This is a genomic window from Streptomyces sp. NBC_01717 (genome assembly GCF_036248255.1).
Taxonomy (GTDB): Bacteria; Actinomycetota; Actinomycetes; order Streptomycetales; family Streptomycetaceae; genus Streptomyces.
Window position 1 is genome coordinate 4,615,423 of sequence record NZ_CP109178.1, and the last position, 17,868, is coordinate 4,633,290.

Genomic DNA, 17,868 nt, shown 5'->3' on the forward strand with positions numbered 1-17,868 from the left:
CGGAAACGCACGGGTGTTCGTTACGAAACGCAACCCGGCCACCCTCTCTGTCGCCGGACCCCCACGCCGCCCCGAGGAGGGACTCCCTCTTGACCCCCGTGACCCTGGCCGCGGCAGGCCTCGACACAGGCGACACCGCCTGGCTGCTCGCCGCCACCGCGCTCGTCCTGCTGATGACTCCCGGGCTGGCCCTGTTCTACGGCGGCATGGTCCGCTCGAAGAGCGTCCTCAACATGCTGATGATGAGCTTCGTCTCCATCGCCCTGGTCACCGTCGTCTGGCTGGTCGCGGGCTATTCGCTGGCCTTCGGCGACGACGTCTTCGCCGGCCTCATCGGCAACCTCGACCACGTGGGCCTGGCGGGCATCGGTCCCGGCACCCTCACCGGCAGCGTCCCCACCCTGCTGTTCACCACGTTCCAGCTCACCTTCGCGATCATCACGGCGGCACTGATCAGTGGTGCGATCGCGGACCGCATGAGGTTCGCGGCCTGGCTGGTCCTCGTGCCGGTGTGGACCCTGCTCGTATACGTTCCCGTCGCACACTGGGTGTGGGGACCCGGCGGCTGGATCGCGCACTCCCTGGGTTCCCTGGACTTCGCCGGGGGCCTCGTGGTGGAGATCACGTGCGGAGCGTCCGGCCTGGCACTCGCCCTGGTGGTGGGCCCGCGCATCGGCTTCAAGAAGGACGCCATGCGCCCGCACAACCTGCCGATGGTGATGCTCGGCGCCGGCCTGCTCTGGTTCGGCTGGCTGGGCTTCAACGGCGGCTCGGCCCTCGGCGCCAACGGTCTTGCAGCGGCCTCGCTCCTCAACACCCTCGTCGCCGGATCCACCGGCCTGCTCGGCTGGCTCTTCGTCGAACAGAAGCGCGACGGCCACCCGACCACCTTCGGCGCGGCGTCGGGCGCGGTCGCCGGACTGGTGGCGATCACGCCCGCATGCGGCACGGTCAGCATCCTGGGCGGCGCCGTGGTCGGACTCGCGGCCGGCGTCGTCTGCTCGTACGCGGTCGCATGGAAGTTCCGGTTCGACTACGACGACTCGCTGGACGTGGTCGGCGTGCACTTCGTCGGAGGTGTCGTCGGCACGTTGCTCATCGGCCTGTTCGCGACGGCCACGATGACCGGCGGCAAGGAGGGTCTCCTCTACGGGGGCGGCCCGGGCCAGCTCGCCCGGCAGGCCGTCGCCGTGCTCGCCGTGGCCGCGTACACGTTCCTGGTGACCTACGGGATCGGTAAGGCGATCGACAAGCTGATGGGGGTGCGGGCCTCCACGGAGGAGGAGCTCACGGGCCTGGACCAGACGGTGCACGCGGAGAGCGCCTACGATCACGGCGTCCTGGGTCACGCCGCCCCGCAGGCCCTGGCCCTCGCGACACCTCATTCCAAGGACAGGAGCCCTGCCACATGAAGCTCATCACCGCGATCGTCAAGCCGTACCGCCTTGACGAGGTGAAGACCGCACTGCGGGAGCTCGGCGTGCACGGACTGACCGTTACGGAGGCCAGCGGATACGGGCGTCAGCGCGGCCACACCGAGGTGTACCGGGGCGCCGAGTACCGGGTCGACCTGGTGCCCAAGGCCCGCATCGAGGTCGTCGTCGAGGACGCGGACGTGGACCTGGTCATCGACGCGGTGGTCCGCGCCGCCCGGACCGGCAAGATCGGCGACGGCAAGGTGTGGGCGGTGCCGGTGGACACGGTGGTACGGGTCCGCACGGGCGAGCGGGGCCCGGACGCGCTGTAGCCGGACAGGTACTGACCTGCGGCGTCGAGGATCAAGAGCGCCCGCTTCCGCCGGCCGCTACTCGCCGATACGTACCACCGCCAGCGTGATGTTGTCGGGGCCGCCCGCCTCGATGGCGGCCTTCCACAGCTCGAAAGCGGCCCTGCCGTCGTTGTGCACCCGCAGCAGGCTGTCGAGTTCGTCCTCCATCACCGGGTCGGTCAGCCCGTCGGTGCAGACCAGGTAACGATCGCCTGCGGACAGTGGCAACGTCGTCACGTGGGGCGTGACGGCGCTGAACCGGGAGGCACCACCGAGCGACTGCGTGATGAGCGACGTGGTGCGCCGGCCGGGCGCCAACGGCGGACTGTCGTCGACGCTCACCCGGCGAAGCCCGTCCTGAGTCGCGTCGAGCACCCTGCTGTCGCCGACGTTGAAGGCGAGCAACGACTCCGCCAGCACGACGGCACCCGCGACCGTGGTACCCATGGCGGCCAGCTCCGGATGGCCGACGGCGGCTGCGTACACCGCATGATTGCAGGCCTTCAGAGCGTCACGGACGGCCTCCTCGCTGTCCAGCGAAGGGCCGATCGCGGCGAGTTGGCGGACGACCAGCGCACTGGCCACCTCGCCGGCCGGCTGCCCGCCGATACCGTCGGCGACCGCGACGACGAGCGGTGCGCCGAGAGGGAACAGCAGTGTCTGCGGGTTCTCGGTCACGGTGCCGCACAGCGTCCACGGCCCGACAACGAGGCTGTCCTCATTGTGATCGCGGATCAGCCCGGTGTGGCTCAATGCAGTGACAGCTACGTACGGCATCAGAGGGTCCCGCTCTCCGTGACGGCAGGCGCGTCCCGCACCTCCATTGTGGCGCTGCGAGCCGACGGATGCCCTCGTCGCTGCCCGGTTCTCGTCGGCCGCCGGTGGACAGGGCTGCACCTGGGTCTCCCGCCGGGTGAGGCGTTACCGCCGGCGTTACGGCCTTCGGCCCCACGGGCAGGCATCGGACCATGCCCATGCTCGTCGGAACGTCAGGGTGGCAGTACAAGGACTGGCGCGGCGTGCTCTATCCACCCGGGCAACCACAGCGGCTGTGGCTGGAGGAGTACGCCCGGCAATTCGGCACGGTGGAGAACAACAACGCCTTCTACCGGCTTCCCACCGCGGAGATCTTCGCCTCCTGGCGGGAGCGGACCCCGGAGGGGTTCGTCATGGCGGTCAAGGCCAGCCGCTACCTGACCCACCTGAAGCGGCTGCGCGACCCCGAGGAGCCGGTGCATCGGCTGATGGATCACGCCCAGGGTCTCGGCGACCGCCTGGGACCCGTGCTGCTGCAACTTCCGTCGCACTTCCGGGAGGACATCGAGGCTCTGGACGCCTGCCTGGCCTGCTTTCCCGACACGGTTCGGGTGGCCGTCGAACTCCGGCACACCTCGTGGTGGGAGGCGGAGCGAAAGCTCCGGACAGTGCTGGAACGGCATGGCAGCGCACTGTGCTGGGCCGATCGGGGGTCCCACCCGGTGACGCCGCTGTGGCGTACGGCGTCGTGGGGCTACGTACGGTTTCACGGCGGCATCGCAGAGCCGCCGCCGCGCTACGGCCGCCAGGCGTTGAAGTCGTGGGCCCGTCGCATCGTCGACGCCTGGCCCGACAAGAACGATGTGTATGTGTACTTCAACAACGACCTGGGCGGCGTGGCCGTCGTGGACGCCGCGAAGTTCGCACGGGCAGCGGCCGCGTTGGGCCGGACGGTGAGCCGTACGCCTCCGCCCCCGCCGGCACGGTCCACGTCCTGAGGGAAGCGGAGGACCGGAAGCAGCGCCTGTCCCACCGGCGGCACGACGAGGCCGGTGCACCCGTCGTTCCGTGACATCAGCCACACAGACTTTTGGCACTCAGGTCGTCGAATAGTAGATCGAGGCTCGACGGCATAGTGCGTTTTATCCGTCTTGATGCATAAATACTCCGCGCGAGATCGAGTGGTATTCGACCTGCTCGACACTTTCGCCCGTTCGTGCGGCGAACAACGGCTTCTGACGGACCAACGGGCTTCTTCGCCACCCCGGGAGCCGGACCAGCACGCCTGCGCGCCCGTTTCAAGAGCCGTCCACGGCTACGGGCCGAGGTAGTACTGCGGCCTGTTGCCGCACCCCGACACCAGTTCCAAGAATGTCGGCCGCAAGGCGTCTCCACGGCCCTGGTGCAGGAACCGGGCAGAGCCGGACCCCCTGGGGGCGCTCCGCGATCACCGAGCGAGGTCACGCATGAGGAAGCACCGCAGGAAGTCGTACTACCGGCCGATAGCCATCGCTGTCATCGCCGTGGGAGCCGTGGGTGTGCCGTCCGCCGCCATGGCCTGCCTGGGTACTCAGGGTGATGCGGGCGGTCGCCCCTCCGGCCACTGGGAGAACGTGAGCTCCCACCAGCGGTGGACGGGCTCGTCCTGGGGTCATGCGCCGACTGCGGGAGCGTCGAAGAGCCCCACTGCGACTCCCGGCGCACCGCAGACCACCGCGCCTCCCGCCGCACCTGCTACGACCGCACCGGCATCCGGGGACACGGCCCGCGTGCTGACGCTCGTCAACAACGAGCGCAGCAAGGCCGGATGCTCCCCGCTGACCACCAACGCGAAGCTGACCAAGGCCGCTCAGGACCACAGCAAGGACATGGCATCCCACCGGAACATGTCCCACACGGGCTCCGACGGTTCGTCGCCCGGCGACCGGATCACGCGTGCCGGTTACAGCTGGAGCTCCTACGGCGAGAACGTCGCCTACGGCTACTCCACGCCCGAGAAGGTCATGGCGGCCTGGATGTCCAGCCCGGGCCACAAGCGCAACATCCTCGACTGCTCGTTCAAGGAGATCGGCATCGGCCTCGCGCAGCCCAACAGCTACTGGACCCAGGACTTCGGCACGGCCCGATAGGGACACTGCGGGGACGGTGCGCATCCTCCCTCGGGTGAAGGCCCCGACCGGTTCGCCGGTCGGGGCCTTCGCCGTCGGTGCGGTTCCATGCGCATGGGCGACCGCCGGCGCGAGTCATGGCGCAGACCGGACGGGCCCCGGCATCAGGGTTCCCCGGGCGGCGTCAGGAGGCGCCGCTCGGGCCCTCCTGGAGATACGCGGCGATGTCGGCCATGTCGTTCCCGATCGCCAGCACGCCCTTGATGTCGGGCGCCGACGCACCGTTCACCCCGGCGAAGAACACGTCGTAATGTCCCTTGCCGGTCTCCAGATACCCGGCGATGGTCTCCGCGCCCACGCCCAGCCGGTCGTTGACGAGGTCGCCACCCGCGACGGTGCCCGTCTTGGCCGAGACCAGGCCGCGGGCGGGGCAGCTCCGGCAGGAGAACGCGAGTGACCCGTCGACGCCCAGCGTGGGCAGCGCCTCCCGGAAGCGGGTCGCGTCGGAGGTGCCCTGCCAGTACGTGAGGATCTGGGCGACGGCGCGGGGCGTGGTGCGGTCGCTCGGGTCGCCGCCGCGGCCGTCGGAGAGCTGAACCGTCTTACGGTCCACCTTGGCGACGTCCAGGAACTTCGCGAACACGGGGAAGCCGTCGGCGCACCGGGAACTGCCCGTGCTGACAGCCATGAGGCAGATCCCGAGATTCGCCCCGAGGTTGTGGCTCACCTTGAGGATGAGCCGGGCGTATTCGTCGTAGGACGGAGAAGTGAACCGGGCCACCTCCGGCGCGCCCCCGTACGACCGGGGCAGCCGGCCGGCCGGGTTGGGCCCCACGGGTTTGGCGGTGACCTCGACCCCGGCCCGCTTCAGTGCCTCGATCAGGGCAGTACGGCCGAAGGTGTTCGGATCACGGATGTCCGACACCCGCAGGACCGGGTCGGAATCGGCGGCGATGGTGCCGGAGAGCTTGATGCGGGTGCCGTCGGCGGAGGGTTTGACCGTGATGTCGGTGGGCTTGCCGGCCTCGACGGTACGGACGGTGGACGACACGGCGTACGGCGCCACCCGCGGACGCCAGTCGAGCCGGGCCGGCGCGCCCGGACCGTCGCCGGCGGTGGTGAGCAGATCGATCACGTTGTCATTGATGATCAGCGGCGTCGGGGTCGGATCGAGCTCCGGGTCGGAACGGAACAGCCGCGCGTCCACGATCACGTCGCCGACCACCTTGGTGATACCCGAGTCGCGCACCTGCTGGGCCAATCGGTCGATGCCGGCCAGCGGGTCCTGCGGGGTGAGGGTCGCTCCGGGAACGTCGTCGGCGTAGGTGTGGTCGATGGCGGTGAAGGCGACGGTGCCGTCCGCACGCGTACGGCCACCGAGGGTCAGATCGCCCTGGGCGACGAGGGCCAGGTCCCCGGTGAGGGTCGCGCCCTGGCGCTTTCCGACGGCGTGCACCGGTGTGACGAAGCGGTGATCGCTGCCGAGGGTGTGCCAGGTGCCGCTGACGCTGAACAGTTTGGCCACCGACCCGGGGATGAAGAACTGGTCGGCGGAGCGCGTCTGCACGATCTCGCCGGTCGCCGGGTTCTGCTGGAACATCCCCCACTGGGCATGCGGGTAGTAGGGCTTGTGCATGATCGACGCGATGCGCGGGTCGAGGCCGGCCAGCTCCTTCGACGGCGTCACCCAGGCAAGGCCGAACGCGGCCACACTGCCGGCGAGCAGGAGGCCGAGGACGGTGAGGACACGCTGACTGTTCCGGCTGCTGCTCCGGCCTGGCGTGATGGCTGATGACATGCGGACTCCACGTGGTGTGTGGTTCGCGGTGCTCACAGGGACCGAAAAGGGTGCTTCGAGGCTATGGGCCGTGAGGGGTGGAACGATTCGGCGCGGCGAGCGGGTCCCCCGGACGGTCGCGGGACGGGGCGGCCGGATGCGCCCGTATGGTCGCGAGGGGGTATCGGCTCACCCCTCCGGCGCCGCCCGCAGGCAGCTCACTGCCCCAGCAGCGCGGGCAGGTCCGCGAAGGAGTCCAGGACGTGATCCGGGGTGCCGGTGGCGGACCTGTGTGTCTCGGGCAGGTATTTGCCGGTCCTGACCAGTACGCCGGTGATACCGAAGCGCTGCGCCGCCAGTACGTCGGTCTCGATGTCGTCGCCCACCATCAGCGTCTCGGACGCGACGACGCCGAGGTGGGCCAGCGCGGTGGCGTAGAACGCCTCGGCGGGCTTGCCGGTGACTTCCGCCTCGACCCGGGCGGCCCGTTCCAGCCCCGGGAGGAAGGCCCCGGTGTCGAGGTCGAACCCTTCCGACGTGCGCCAGTAGAGGTTCCGGTGCATCGCGATCAGCCTGGCGCCGCGCTGGAGGTGGCGGAAGGCAGCATTGAGGGCCGCGTAGCTGAACGCGTCGCCCGCGCCTCCCACGACGACCACGTCCACGTCCCCCGGGGCACCCTCCGCCACGTCGACGAGTGTCACGCCCGCCAGGTCTTCGCGGACGTCGCCGCTGTTGAGCAGCGCGCACCGGGCGCCGGGGTGGTGCTCGCGCAGATACGCGGCAGTGACCGACGGTGCGGTGAGGATGTCGTCCTCACCGATGGGGAAGCCCGCCCCGGCCAGTTTCGCGGCGATGCGGGCGCGGGTGCGGGACGTGGTGTTGGTGACCAGGGCGAGCGGGAGTCCGGCGGCACGCAGCCGCTCCATGGCCGCCACAGCGCCGGGCAACGGCTGCCAGTCCACGGTGAGCACGCCGTCGATGTCGATCAGGGCCGCTCCGGACACTCCGTTTCGTTCCATACCGTCGAATGTCGCCGACTTGCGGGACCGCCGCACATGGGGTTGCTTCGAAGTAGGCACGTACGTGGTCACTGTCTCCCCTGGGTCGGGGGTGAGCCACTGTGTTGTTCACCGATCGCGCGGATGCGGGGCAGCGCCTCGCCGAAGCGCTCAGGCATCTGGCGGGGGAGAAACCCGTGGTGCTGGGTCTGCCGCGCGGCGGGGTTCCCGTGGCCGCGGCGGTCGCCACGGCGCTCGACGCCCCGCTCGACGTGATCGTGGTCCGCAAGCTCGGTGTCCCGTACCACCGTGAGCTGGCCTTCGGTGCCATCGGGGAGGGCGGTGTGCGGGTGATCAACGACGACGTCGTCCGCCGCGGAGGACTGAGTCCCACGGACATCGCCACCGTCGAGCGCGCCGAGCAGGCGGCGCTCGTACGGCAGGCCGAACAGTTCCGTGACGACCGGCCCCGGCTGGCGCTCGACGGCCGTACCGCGATCGTGATCGACGACGGGGTCGCGACCGGTGCCACGGCCTCGGCGGCCTGCCAGGTCGTACGGGCACAGGGCGCGGCCCGCGTGGTACTGGCCGTCCCGGTGGCTCCCGCGGACACGGTGGCCTGGCTGCGTACGCAGGTGGACGAGGTCGTCTGCCTCTCCACTCCGGTTCTGTTCTCGGCCGTCGGCGAGTGGTACCGGGACTTCTCCCAGACCTCCGACGAGGAAGTCATCTCCCTGTTGAAGGCGTAGCGCCACGCTGATCCATGCGGGGCCGGGTGGAGCCGCCCGGACCCGCTGCACCGGTTCACGCGTGCCGCCGTACAGACCCGTATACAGTGCGAAAAACATGCAACTTCAAGTACATGGGGGGCCGACATGGCACTGTTCGGGAACGCGCACACCATCGATACGGCGACGGCGCAGCAGGACTTCGCGCGGCTGCTGGGCCAGGGCGAGCAGGTGCACGCCGCGTACCTGCTGATACGCGACACCATCCTCTTCACCGACCGGCGTCTCCTCCTCGTCGACAAGCAGGGGATCACCGGCAAGAAGGTGGAGTACCACTCCGTGCCGTACCGGAGCATCACGCATTTCGCCGTGGAGACCGCCGGCACGTTCGACCTCGACGCGGAGCTCAAGATCTGGGTCTCGGGCACCTCGTTGCCGATCCAGAAGACCTTCACCAAGGGTGTCGACATCTACGAGGTGCAGGCGATCCTCACCCAGTTCGTGGCGAAGTAGGGTCCCGCCGGCTGCGCGGGCGGCTGCTCGGTCCATTCAGTCCGCGCAGTACGCGTCCTCCGCCGGGCGCGCCCCCGTCGTGAGGAACTCGGTGACCTTGCCCGTGCCGCACGCGTTGCCGTTGCCCAGGTAGACGCCGTGCCCCCCGTGGTCGACCGTGACTAGCCGCGCACGGTCGCCCAGGGCCTCACGCATCTTCAGCGCGCCGAAGTACGGGGTCGCGGGGTCCCGGAGGTTCTGGATCATCAGGATGTCGGACGGGCCCTCCGAGGTGATCTTGGTCGGCTTCTCGGCGGGTGCGTCCTTCCAGAACGCACAGGGCGTGATGTTGGCCGGCATCCCGGCCGTCAGCGGGTGACGCTCCCGGTCCGCGGCCACCGCCCTCCGGTACGAGGAGACGGATGCCGGCCAGCGCACGTCGTTGCAGATGACAGCCACCATGACCGCGGCGTCCTGGTCCGGCAGCGGGTTCGCGAGATCGGCCGGGAGAACCGGTGTGGCGGCCGGGTCCTGGGCCGCCAGGACGAGCCGGGCCGTCTGCTCGAACGAGGCGTCGCTGTAGAGAGCGCTCTGCAGCGCCTGCCGCAGCCGGTTGCCGGTCAGCGCGACGCCCGCCGTGGTCGTCGCCTTCGGCTCTCGGTCCAGCTCCGCCGCCACGGAGAGGAACAACGGCCGTACGTCCTCGGCCCGTCGGGCAAGTCGCAGCCCCTTGGCCTCCTGCGCCGGATCCGACGCCCAGGCCGCGAAGTCCCGGAAGCGGTCGTCCGCCGCCTGCGACATGTTGGCCAGCCAGCCGCGCGCGACCCGGGCCGGGTCGGGGTCCCCGCTGCTGTCCAGCACCCAACGGTCCGTGTGCTGCGGGTACTTCTGCGCGTACACGGCACCCACGTACGTACCGTACGAGACCCCCCACGCCGACAGTTTCTCCTCGCCCAGCGCCTGCCGGAAGCGGTCGATGTCGCGCACCTCGTTCGCCGTGGTGAAGCTGCGGAGCACGGCGCCCCCGTTGCGTGCGCAGGCCTCGGCGGTACGCCGGGACCGGGCGACGTTCTCCGTGATGTCACCGCCCGGCTCCGGCCAGGAGCGCAGGCTCGTCATGTACCGGTCGCCCTCGTCGAGCCCGCAGTTCGCCCGCGTACTGCCGCCGGTCCCGCGCGGATCGAGGCCGACCAGGTCGTACGCCCCCGCCATTTCCCTCTGCAGTGCCGCCCCCTTCTGCGTCAGCCGCTGCACCCCGGCGCTGCCCGGGCCGCCGGGGATCACGATCAACGTGCCGCGCCTCGCCTCGGGACGGTCACTGCGCAGACGGGAGACGGCGAGGGTGAGCTGCGGACCGGCCGGGTCGGCGTAGTCGAGCGGTACGGGCAGGTCGGCGCACTCCTGCCCGGCGGGTCCGCCGGGCCGGTCGCAGGGCCGCCAGGTGAGGGCGGGGACAGAAGTGCCGGACTTCGCCGGTGCGGCCTGGGCCGTCGGGGCGGTGGCCGCTGTCAGGGACGTGGCGACGGCGGTCGCGGAGAGCACGAGAAGCAGGGCCCGATTGCCGTAAGTGGTCATGGGACAAGGCTTGTTGAGCGGAATCCCCTTTCCCATCCGGCAGGCGTCACGGCTCCGGTGGGGGTAGCCCCCGAGGTTTCGGGGGCGGTCACCCGAGTGCCGGACCGGGCCGCGGGGCGGGAAGGCCCGGCGCCCACCGGTAGCCAGGGCAGCGGGACGATCCACCACGTGCGGCCGCCCGGAGAGCGATCCGAAGTCAGCCGTTCCTCCTGCCGAACAGCAGCTTCCACGGTGCGATCGCCGACTCGATCTGTACGCGCAGCCCGAGCTTCGATTCGCCGTTGACCCGCTCTTCGAATCTGATCGGCACCTCGACGATTCCCAGTCCGCGCCTGACCGTCCGATAGTTCATCTCCACCTGGAAGGAATATCCGTTGCTGCGGATGGACGGCAGATCGATCGCCTTCAGGGCGTCCGCCCGCCATGCCTTGAAACCGGCCGTGGCATCCTTCACGTGCAGCCGCAGAATCGCGTTGACGTAGAAATTCGCCCAGGCGGAGAGCGCCTTGCGGTGCCAAGGCCACTCGGTCGCGAGAGAACCGCCCTCCACATAACGGGAGCCGATCACGACGGCGGCATCGTCGGCGAAGAGTTTCTCGACCATGAGCGGGACCACCGAGGCCGGGTGGGAGAGGTCGGCATCCATCTGAATGACGACGTCCGCTTCTTCTTCGAGCGCGCGTGTCATACCGGCGACATACGCGCGGCCGAGCCCGTTCTTCTCCGTCCGGTGCAGAACGCCGACCATGCCCGAGGTCTCGGTCGCGAGCCGGTCCGCGACTTCGCCCGTGCCGTCGGGCGAATTGTCGTCCACCACAAGAATATGCAGGTTCGGTACGTGCAGATCCGTGAGCAGATCGACGAGGATGGGCAGGTTCGTCCGCTCGTTGTAGGTGGGGACGACCACCACGACCTTCGGGGAAGTCTTCTCCACGACCATTCCCTTGCGCTCTCAGGCATTTGCTGGTGATTCACGCTCTTGATCCGCGCGAGCCTAGCAGTCGGGAACGGCGCCTCTGCGAGTCATCCGGACAGTTATGCGCATCGCACCGGCCGCCCGTCCGCAAGCTCCCTGCCGCCCGCCGAGGAGATACGGGTCCGGCAGAAGTCGATACGCGAGCACGCCGTTGTTCCAAGGGTCCGAATCGATGAAAAAGGCCGTCGCGTTTCCGCACCCGCGTGCGGGAACATCGCTGACTCTTCCCGGACTTCACGGGTGTTGGGTACGCTGACGGGCGCGCAGACCCGGGTCCGTTGCACCCTTTCGCCGCCGAATCGGAGTGCGCCATCAACCTTCCGCAGACTCCGGCCGCTTTGCACGCGACGCGCCGTCCCGAGAGGCGTCACGAACCAGGTCCGGAACGGGGCTCCGCACCACTGTCCCGATACCGGGCCGGCCTATTGCCCGCGCTGCTGGCACTGCTGATGGGCCTTTGGGGGATCCGTCGCGAAAACTCCATGTGGCGCGACGAGTCGGTGACGTACCAGGTCGCCCATAGAAGCCTCTCCGAGATCTGGCATCTGCTCGGCAATGCCGATGCGGTGCACGGCCTCTACTACTTCCTCATGCACGCGCTGTTCGCCGTGGGGGGCGACAGCCTCGTGACACTCAGGCTCCCGTCGGTGCTCGCGACTTCCGTCTCCGCCTTTCTGGTGGCGGCGACCGGAAACCGCCTCGTGGGCCCCCGTGCCGGACTCATCGGCGGTCTCACCTTCGCTCTCCTGCCCATGGTCCAGATGTACGCGCAGGAGGGCCGCTCCTACGCCATGGTGTGCGCGCTCATCGCCCTCTCCACCTATCTGCTCGTCGGCGCCGTCGACAATTCCTCCCACCGGCGCTGGACCGCGTACGCACTCACCGTCGTCGCCGCCGGATGGCTCCACGAATTCGCGGTCCTCGCCCTGCCCGCCCACGGCCTGACGCTGTACCTCTCGCGGCTGCCCCGTGCGCTGATGCGGTCCTGGGCGGTCGCCGCAGGGCTGTCCGTGGTCGCGGTCGCCCCGCTCGCCCTGCGGTCCGCGGGCCAGTCGGGGCAGGTCTCCTGGATCGGGTGGCCGCATCCGGGCGAATGGCTCGTCGTCGCGGCCGTCACCCTCGTCGGCGTGCTCTGCGCCGGGTACGCGACGAGGCCGGCGGAACCGGCCTCGGGTACGAGGGCTCGGGCGGGCGTGCTCCGTCTGGTCAGGCTGGCCCTCCCGCTGCTGATCGCGCCCACGGCCACGCTCCTCCTCGCCTCCCTCTACGACCCGATGTACCTGGACCGCTACGTCCTCTACTCCCAGCTCGCCCTGGCCCTGCTCATCGGTGTGGCCGTGGACCGGCTGTGGGACACCGCGGGACGGACCGCCCGGCCGACGGCGTCCCGGTCACGGGCCGTGGTGTTCGGCACCGCGGCGGCCGGTGTGGTCGTCGCTCTCCTCCCGGTGACACTCCAGATGCGCACCCCGGACAGCCGCAAGGACGACGTCACCGCGATCGCCGCCCAGGTGCGGACCATGGCGTCGGACGACGCCGGTGTGCTCTTCATGCCGGCACGACGGAGGGAATGGGCCCTCTCCTACCCGGACGATTTCCGGGGCCTGGCCGATCTGGCCCTGCAGCGGGGCCCGAAGGCCGACAACACGCTTGAAGGCACCGAGTTCCCCGCCGACCGGATCCGGGTCCGGCTGCGCGCGTTCGACCGGATCGTGGCGCTCACCGATCCGCCGGGGCAGCCGGAGGACGCGTTTCCCGAGGAGGCGGTCAAGCGGGACATCCTGCGGCAGGAATTCGTCGTCTGCCGCCGCGTGCAGGCCAAGGGTGGCCAGGTCACGCTGTACGCGCGGCCGGGCAGGTGCTGACCCGGCCGCGCCCGGCCACGCGCCGGTCATCCGGCGCCTCTGCGCCGGGCGGGGCGCACACGCGGACGATACGCTGGTGCGAGCAGGGACTGTGATGGTGACTGACGGTTGCTGCGCGGCGGTGGGGCCCGCCGTACCCGAACCGCGGCAGCAGTGCCGCCAACGGTCCCTACTTGCGATGGAGTGTGCCCGCGTACGGGCACCCGGCAGGTAGGAGACGTATGCCCATGGGAGCCCAGCAGCCCCACATGTCCCCCGTACCCACAGGGTCCTGGGGATCCGCGGCGGATGAACCCGACGACGCCGAGGCCGCCATGTCCGTACCCGAGCAACGGGCCGAGCGGTCAGGGCGGCGGTGGTCCGGACGGCGGTCGTCCGGCGGGCAGTGGCCCGTCGTCGCCGTCGTCGCCCTCGGTGGTGTGCTCGGGGCGTGCGGCCGTTACGGGGCTTCGCTGATCTGGACGACTCCGCCGGGCGGCTTCCCCTGGACGACGCTGCTGGTGAATGTCATCGGGTGTGCGGTGATCGGCGTGTTCATGGCGATCATCAGCGATATCCGGTCGGTGCACCGGCTGGTGCGGCCCTTCTTCGGTACGGGGGTGCTGGGCGGGTTCACCACGTTCTCCACGTACGCCGTGGACATCGAGCGGCTCGTGGACGCCGGCCGGGCCGGTACAGGTATCGCGTATCTCGGGCTGACCCTGCTGGCGGCGCTGGCCGCGGTGTGGAGTGCGGTGTGGCTGACGCGCCGCGTGCTGGCGTGGAGGCAGCCATGACGAGGAAGGCCGAGGAGACGCACGAGACCGAGGAGAGCAGGGTGACCGGGGAGGCCAGGGCGACCGAACGGGGTCTGCGCCTGACCGTCCTCATCGGGGAGTCCGACGGCTGGCACCACCGACCCCTCTACGCGGAGATCGTGCACCGGGCACACCGGGCGGGGCTGGCGGGCGCGAGTGTGTTCCGGGGCATCGAGGGGTTCGGCGCCTCGTCGATGATCCACACCCAGCGGCTGCTGTCGCTGAGCGAGGACCTGCCGGTGGCCGTCGTGATCGTGGACACGGAGGAGCGGATCCGCGCGTTCCTTCCGCTCGTCGACGAGGTGATCGGGGAAGGCGTGGTGGTCCTGGACGACTGCGAGGTCATCCACTACCCCGGCCGGAAGGAGAGCCGGTGAACTGGCTGCTGGTGATCGCCGGCGCGGCGATCGGCGCACCACTGCGCTATCTGACCGACCGGGCGGTCCAGTCCCGGCACGACACGGTCTTCCCGTGGGGGACGTTCACGGTCAACGTGGCCGGCTCCCTGGTGCTCGGCCTGCTCACCGGAGCGGTGGCGGCCGGCGCGGCGTCGTCACAGGTGCAGCTCTTCGTGGGTACGGGGCTCTGCGGGGCGCTGACGACGTACTCGACGTTCAGCTACGAGACGCTGCGACTGGCGGAGGACGGGGCGAAGTTCTACGCGGCGGCCAATGTCGTGGCGAGCGTGGTGGCGGGGCTGGGCGCGGTGTTCGCGGGGGTCGCGGTCGCCGATGGGCTGTGGGCGTAGGTCCGTTCGGGACGCAGGCGCGAAGGGGCCGGGGGGCCGGGACGTGCGTCCCGGCCCCCCGGCCCTCGTGCCTCTCACCCGCCAGGCGTCAGACGGCCGTCGCCGATCCGAGCATCGCCGACGCCGCCTCGAGCGGTGTCGGCGCGGTCGCCGGGACGGGCACGTCCGCGGTACGGCAGGTGAAGCCGAGACGGGTCAGCGCGCGGGTCACCTCGCCGGAGGTGAAGTCGCGGCGGTCCTGGCGGGTGATCACCTCGCCGACCTGCTTGACGGGATAGACCCGGCGGCCGATGACCACCGAATCACCTGTGACGGGCTCCGGCTTGATGCCCTTCATCGATTCCATGACCTCGCTCTTGAACAGGTCGAAGGGGAAGCGGGCGATGACGCAGCGCATAGTGCCTCAACGGGGTTGAAGAGAAGGAACGGGATCAGTGGGCCGAGTCCGGCTCAGGCCGCGCGGTTGCCCGAGGACCTGCGCGGCGAACTGCCGCTCCCCCCGCGGGCCGAGGAGGACGACTGCGACGTGGACGTGCCGGCCGACGCGCGGCGCGCCTGTGACGGGCGGCTGCGGCGGCCACGCGACGACGCGCCGCTCCTGGCGCGCTCCGTCACCGGTGCCGTGATGGTGACCGGTACACCCGACGGGGCCTGCGCCCCGGTGATCCGGTTCAGTTCGGCCTCGCCGGAGCGGACCTGGGCGATCTTCGGGGTGATCCCCGCGTCGGCCATCAGGCGGGTCATCTCACGGCGCTGATTGGGCAGCACCAGCGTGACGACGCTGCCGGACTCGCCGGCGCGGGCGGTGCGGCCGCCGCGGTGCAGGTAGTCCTTGTGGTCGCTCGGCGGGTCGACGTTGACGACGAGGTCGAGATTGTCGACGTGGATGCCGCGGGCCGCGACGTTCGTGGCGACCAGCACCGTGACGTGCCCGGTCTTGAACCGCGTCAGGGTGCGGGTGCGCTGCGGCTGCGACTTGCCGCCGTGCAGCGCGGCAGCCCGTACGCCGCTGTTGAGGAGGTGGTCGGTGAGCTTGTCCACGGCGTGCTTGGTGTCCAGGAACATGATCACCCGGCCGTCGCGCGCCGCGATCTCCGTCGTGGTGGCGTACTTGTCGGCGCCGTGGACGTACAGCACGTGGTGCTCCATCGTCGTGACCGCACCGGCCGCCGGGTCGACGGAGTGGACCACCGGGTCGTGCAGATAGCGGCGGACCAGCAGGTCGACGTTACGGTCCAGGGTGGCCGAGAACAGCATCCGCTGGCCCTCGGGCGCCACCTGGTCGAGCAGCTCGGTGACCTGCGGCATGAAGCCCATGTCGGCCATCTGGTCGGCCTCGTCGAGGACGGTGATGGTGACCTGGTCCAGGCGGGCGTCGCCGCGCTCGATGAGGTCCTTGAGCCGGCCGGGCGTGGCGACGACGACTTCGGCGCCGCCGCGCAGCGCGCCGGCCTGCCGGCCGATCGACATCCCGCCCACGACGGTCGCCAGGCGCAGCCTCAGCGACTTGGCGTACGGGGTGAGCGCGTCGGTGACCTGCTGGGCCAGCTCCCGGGTGGGGACGAGAACCAGGGCCAGCGGGGAGCGGGGCTCGGCGCGCCGGCCTGCGGTACGGGCCAGCAGGGCCAGGCCGAAGGCGAGCGTCTTGCCCGAGCCGGTGCGGCCACGGCCGAGGACGTCGCGCCCGGCGAGCGAGTTGGGCAGCGTGGCCGCCTGGATCGGGAACGGCGTGGTCACGCCCTCGGTGGCGAGCGCCGCCAGCAGGGGCGCGGGCAGGTCCAGATCGGCGAACGCCTCGGCGGCGGGCAGCGCGGGGGTGATGGTCTTCGGCAGGGCGAACTCGCCCTGCTTGGCGGCGGGCCGACGGCCGTAACCACCGGAACCGGAACGCGAACCGGCGCCGGAGCGGCCCGGGGCGCCGTAGCGGCTCTGGCCGCCCTGGCCGCTGCCGGCCTGGGAGCGGAAGCCGCCGCTGCGGGAGTAACGGTCGTTCGTGCGAGCTGTGCGGTTCATGCAGAACCCTTCCTCGATATGGCGCGTATCGAGGAATTCGCTGCGGCGGAGCGGCGCAGGAATCGCAAGAACGGGCCGATGAAATGCGTTGACGAAGCCCGGCTGCGAAGAATGAGCCGTGTCCGACACGGATAAACCGTGTCCGTCACAGGGACTGGGGGGCGGCGCACGGTGGCGGGCCCGGAAAAAGCAACGAGCTGGGGCCCGCACCCCAAGGTGCGGGCCCCAGCTGCGCAAGTGCGTGTCAGCGCGTCAGCGCCGGAGCATTCGCAGGATCACGCGGGGGTGATGTTCTCCGCCTGCGGGCCCTTCTGGCCCTGCGTGACGTCGAAGTTCACCTTCTGGCCCTCCTGCAGCTCACGGAAGCCGCTTGCGGCGATGTTCGAGTAGTGGGCGAAGACGTCAGCGCCGCCACCGTCCTGCTCGATGAAGCCGAAGCCCTTTTCCGCGTTGAACCACTTAACGGTGCCAGTAGCCATGTTTTGTCTCCTTCTGGGGCAGTGCCCGGGGATCCGCACTGTGCGGAACCCGCGTCGCCGCGATGATTACCCCGTCCGGAATAAGAATGCCGGAAATACAAAAGCGCGCCCACCGGCACATTACGTCGGCGAGAGCACTTGGAGTTTTGGGAACCACAACTGCAACTGAGATCCACACTAGCACGATGGAGCCGTCCGGGCGCGGCAAGTAATTACACTCCGTCCGGTGTGTCATAAACCCTCATCGCGCATTGGATAAAATTCTGCGCTTGCGACAGCAGATATTCTGTCCCGCGGACCGGTCTCAGGACCCCGCACCCGCCCCGCCGGCCGAACCCGCCGTGGGCCGGCGCAGCTCCGCGTTGAGGCGCAGCGCCTCCTCCAGCTGGTCCTCCAGGATGACGATGCGACAGGCCGCCTCGATCGGCGTGCCGCCGTCGACGAGCTCGCGGGCGCGAGCCGCGATACGCAACTGGTACCGGGAGTAGCGGCGGTGGCCGCCCTCGGACCGCAGGGGCGTGATCAGGCGGGCGTCACCGATCGCCCGGAGGAAGCCCGGCGTGGCGCCGATCATCTCCGCGGCACGCCCCATGGTGTAGGCGGGGTAGTCGTCGTCATCGAGTCGGTCGGCGGCTTGCGGAGGGGTATCTGCGGGCATTTGCACCTCTTCCGGGCCCGCGGCGAGAGACATCGGAAGTGTCTCTGATTTCGTTGACCGAAAAAGAAACTCTCATGGTGCGAGCCATCATCTCTAGCATAGCCGCGACAGATTTCCCGGGCCTGTCAGG

Annotated in this window: 18 protein-coding genes and 1 pseudogene; 10 read left to right on the forward strand and 9 right to left on the reverse strand. The window is 70.0% G+C overall.

Annotated elements, in window-relative coordinates; translation table 11 throughout:
• The first annotated feature begins 89 nt into the window (after positions 1-89).
• Both OHB49_RS20885 and OHB49_RS20890 read left to right on the forward strand, forming a co-directional pair.
• On the forward strand, positions 90-1,412 hold the full coding sequence (locus OHB49_RS20885) for an ammonium transporter (RefSeq protein ID WP_329162116.1): 1,323 nt from the start codon (positions 90-92) through the stop codon (positions 1,410-1,412).
• Positions 1,409-1,747 (forward strand): P-II family nitrogen regulator, encoded by a 339-nt coding sequence (locus OHB49_RS20890; RefSeq protein ID WP_329162118.1) that lies wholly within the window; start codon positions 1,409-1,411, stop codon positions 1,745-1,747. The genes OHB49_RS20885 and OHB49_RS20890 overlap by 4 nt, the downstream gene beginning before the upstream one ends.
• Positions 1,748-1,804: 57 nt before the next feature.
• Here OHB49_RS20890 and OHB49_RS20895 read toward each other — a convergent pair whose 3' ends face one another.
• A complete protein-coding gene (locus OHB49_RS20895; protein WP_329162119.1) occupies positions 1,805-2,545 on the reverse strand; it encodes a PP2C family protein-serine/threonine phosphatase in 741 nt (246 codons plus the stop codon).
• Between the two features lie 191 nt (positions 2,546-2,736).
• On the opposite strand from OHB49_RS20895, the gene OHB49_RS20900 reads away from it, so the two are divergent.
• The gene (locus tag OHB49_RS20900) at positions 2,737-3,522 is read left to right on the forward strand and encodes a DUF72 domain-containing protein (protein WP_329162121.1); all 786 of its coding nucleotides are present in this window, start codon (positions 2,737-2,739) and stop codon (positions 3,520-3,522) included.
• A 468-nt stretch (positions 3,523-3,990) separates the two neighbouring features.
• Positions 3,991-4,653: a CAP domain-containing protein gene (locus OHB49_RS20905; protein ID WP_030972655.1), complete on the forward strand. Its 663-nt coding sequence runs from the start codon at positions 3,991-3,993 to the stop codon at positions 4,651-4,653.
• A gap of 163 nt (positions 4,654-4,816) precedes the next feature.
• Here OHB49_RS20905 and dacB read toward each other — a convergent pair whose 3' ends face one another.
• Together dacB and OHB49_RS20915 are read right to left on the reverse strand one after the other, a co-directional pair.
• Positions 4,817-6,430 carry a D-alanyl-D-alanine carboxypeptidase/D-alanyl-D-alanine endopeptidase gene (gene dacB / locus OHB49_RS20910; protein ID WP_329162123.1) on the reverse strand — a complete coding sequence of 538 codons (1,614 nt, stop codon included), beginning with the start codon at positions 6,428-6,430 and terminating at the stop codon, positions 4,817-4,819.
• A 197-nt stretch (positions 6,431-6,627) separates the two neighbouring features.
• Positions 6,628-7,428 (reverse strand): HAD-IIA family hydrolase, encoded by an 801-nt coding sequence (locus tag OHB49_RS20915; protein ID WP_329162125.1) that lies wholly within the window; start codon positions 7,426-7,428, stop codon positions 6,628-6,630.
• Between the two features lie 101 nt (positions 7,429-7,529).
• Between OHB49_RS20915 and OHB49_RS20920 the strand changes: the two are divergent.
• Together OHB49_RS20920 and OHB49_RS20925 are read left to right on the forward strand one after the other, a co-directional pair.
• Positions 7,530-8,147 (forward strand): annotated as a pseudogene (locus OHB49_RS20920) (phosphoribosyltransferase); the annotation flags it as partial.
• Between the two features lie 135 nt (positions 8,148-8,282).
• Complete coding sequence (locus tag OHB49_RS20925; RefSeq protein WP_030931508.1) at positions 8,283-8,648, forward strand: PH domain-containing protein; 366 nt, start codon at positions 8,283-8,285, stop codon at positions 8,646-8,648.
• A gap of 36 nt (positions 8,649-8,684) precedes the next feature.
• On the opposite strand, the gene OHB49_RS20930 is transcribed toward OHB49_RS20925, so the two are convergent.
• The gene (locus OHB49_RS20930; protein WP_329162127.1) at positions 8,685-10,202 is read right to left on the reverse strand and encodes an alpha/beta hydrolase; all 1,518 of its coding nucleotides are present in this window, start codon (positions 10,200-10,202) and stop codon (positions 8,685-8,687) included.
• Between the two features lie 196 nt (positions 10,203-10,398).
• On the reverse strand, positions 10,399-11,136 hold the full coding sequence (locus OHB49_RS20935; RefSeq protein ID WP_030972647.1) for a polyprenol monophosphomannose synthase: 738 nt from the start codon (positions 11,134-11,136) through the stop codon (positions 10,399-10,401).
• A 524-nt stretch (positions 11,137-11,660) separates the two neighbouring features.
• On the opposite strand from OHB49_RS20935, the gene OHB49_RS20940 reads away from it, so the two are divergent.
• The 4 genes from OHB49_RS20940 to crcB (OHB49_RS20955) all read left to right on the forward strand — a co-directional run bounded on the left by OHB49_RS20940 (position 11,661) and on the right by crcB (OHB49_RS20955) (position 14,588).
• Positions 11,661-13,043 carry a glycosyltransferase family 39 protein gene (locus OHB49_RS20940; protein WP_329162130.1) on the forward strand — a complete coding sequence of 461 codons (1,383 nt, stop codon included), beginning with the start codon at positions 11,661-11,663 and terminating at the stop codon, positions 13,041-13,043.
• A 314-nt stretch (positions 13,044-13,357) separates the two neighbouring features.
• Complete coding sequence (gene crcB / locus OHB49_RS20945; RefSeq protein ID WP_329166568.1) at positions 13,358-13,819, forward strand: fluoride efflux transporter CrcB; 462 nt, start codon at positions 13,358-13,360, stop codon at positions 13,817-13,819.
• Positions 13,816-14,217 carry a DUF190 domain-containing protein gene (locus tag OHB49_RS20950; RefSeq protein ID WP_329162132.1) on the forward strand — a complete coding sequence of 134 codons (402 nt, stop codon included), beginning with the start codon at positions 13,816-13,818 and terminating at the stop codon, positions 14,215-14,217. Before crcB (OHB49_RS20945) ends, OHB49_RS20950 begins: the two co-directional genes overlap by 4 nt.
• The gene (crcB, locus tag OHB49_RS20955) at positions 14,214-14,588 is read left to right on the forward strand and encodes a fluoride efflux transporter CrcB (RefSeq protein WP_329162134.1); all 375 of its coding nucleotides are present in this window, start codon (positions 14,214-14,216) and stop codon (positions 14,586-14,588) included. The genes OHB49_RS20950 and crcB (OHB49_RS20955) overlap by 4 nt, the downstream gene beginning before the upstream one ends.
• 88 nt (positions 14,589-14,676) lie before the next feature.
• Here crcB (OHB49_RS20955) and OHB49_RS20960 read toward each other — a convergent pair whose 3' ends face one another.
• The 4 genes from OHB49_RS20960 to OHB49_RS20975 form a co-directional block, all read right to left on the reverse strand.
• The gene (locus OHB49_RS20960; protein ID WP_329162136.1) at positions 14,677-14,985 is read right to left on the reverse strand and encodes an SCO5918 family protein; all 309 of its coding nucleotides are present in this window, start codon (positions 14,983-14,985) and stop codon (positions 14,677-14,679) included.
• 53 nt (positions 14,986-15,038) lie between these two features.
• The gene (locus tag OHB49_RS20965) at positions 15,039-16,601 is read right to left on the reverse strand and encodes a DEAD/DEAH box helicase (RefSeq protein ID WP_329162137.1); all 1,563 of its coding nucleotides are present in this window, start codon (positions 16,599-16,601) and stop codon (positions 15,039-15,041) included.
• Between the two features lie 275 nt (positions 16,602-16,876).
• A complete protein-coding gene (locus OHB49_RS20970; RefSeq protein ID WP_015609674.1) occupies positions 16,877-17,080 on the reverse strand; it encodes a cold-shock protein in 204 nt (67 codons plus the stop codon).
• Between the two features lie 304 nt (positions 17,081-17,384).
• On the reverse strand, positions 17,385-17,738 hold the full coding sequence (locus OHB49_RS20975) for a MerR family transcriptional regulator (RefSeq protein ID WP_329162138.1): 354 nt from the start codon (positions 17,736-17,738) through the stop codon (positions 17,385-17,387).
• Between the last annotated feature and the right edge of the window lie 130 nt (positions 17,739-17,868).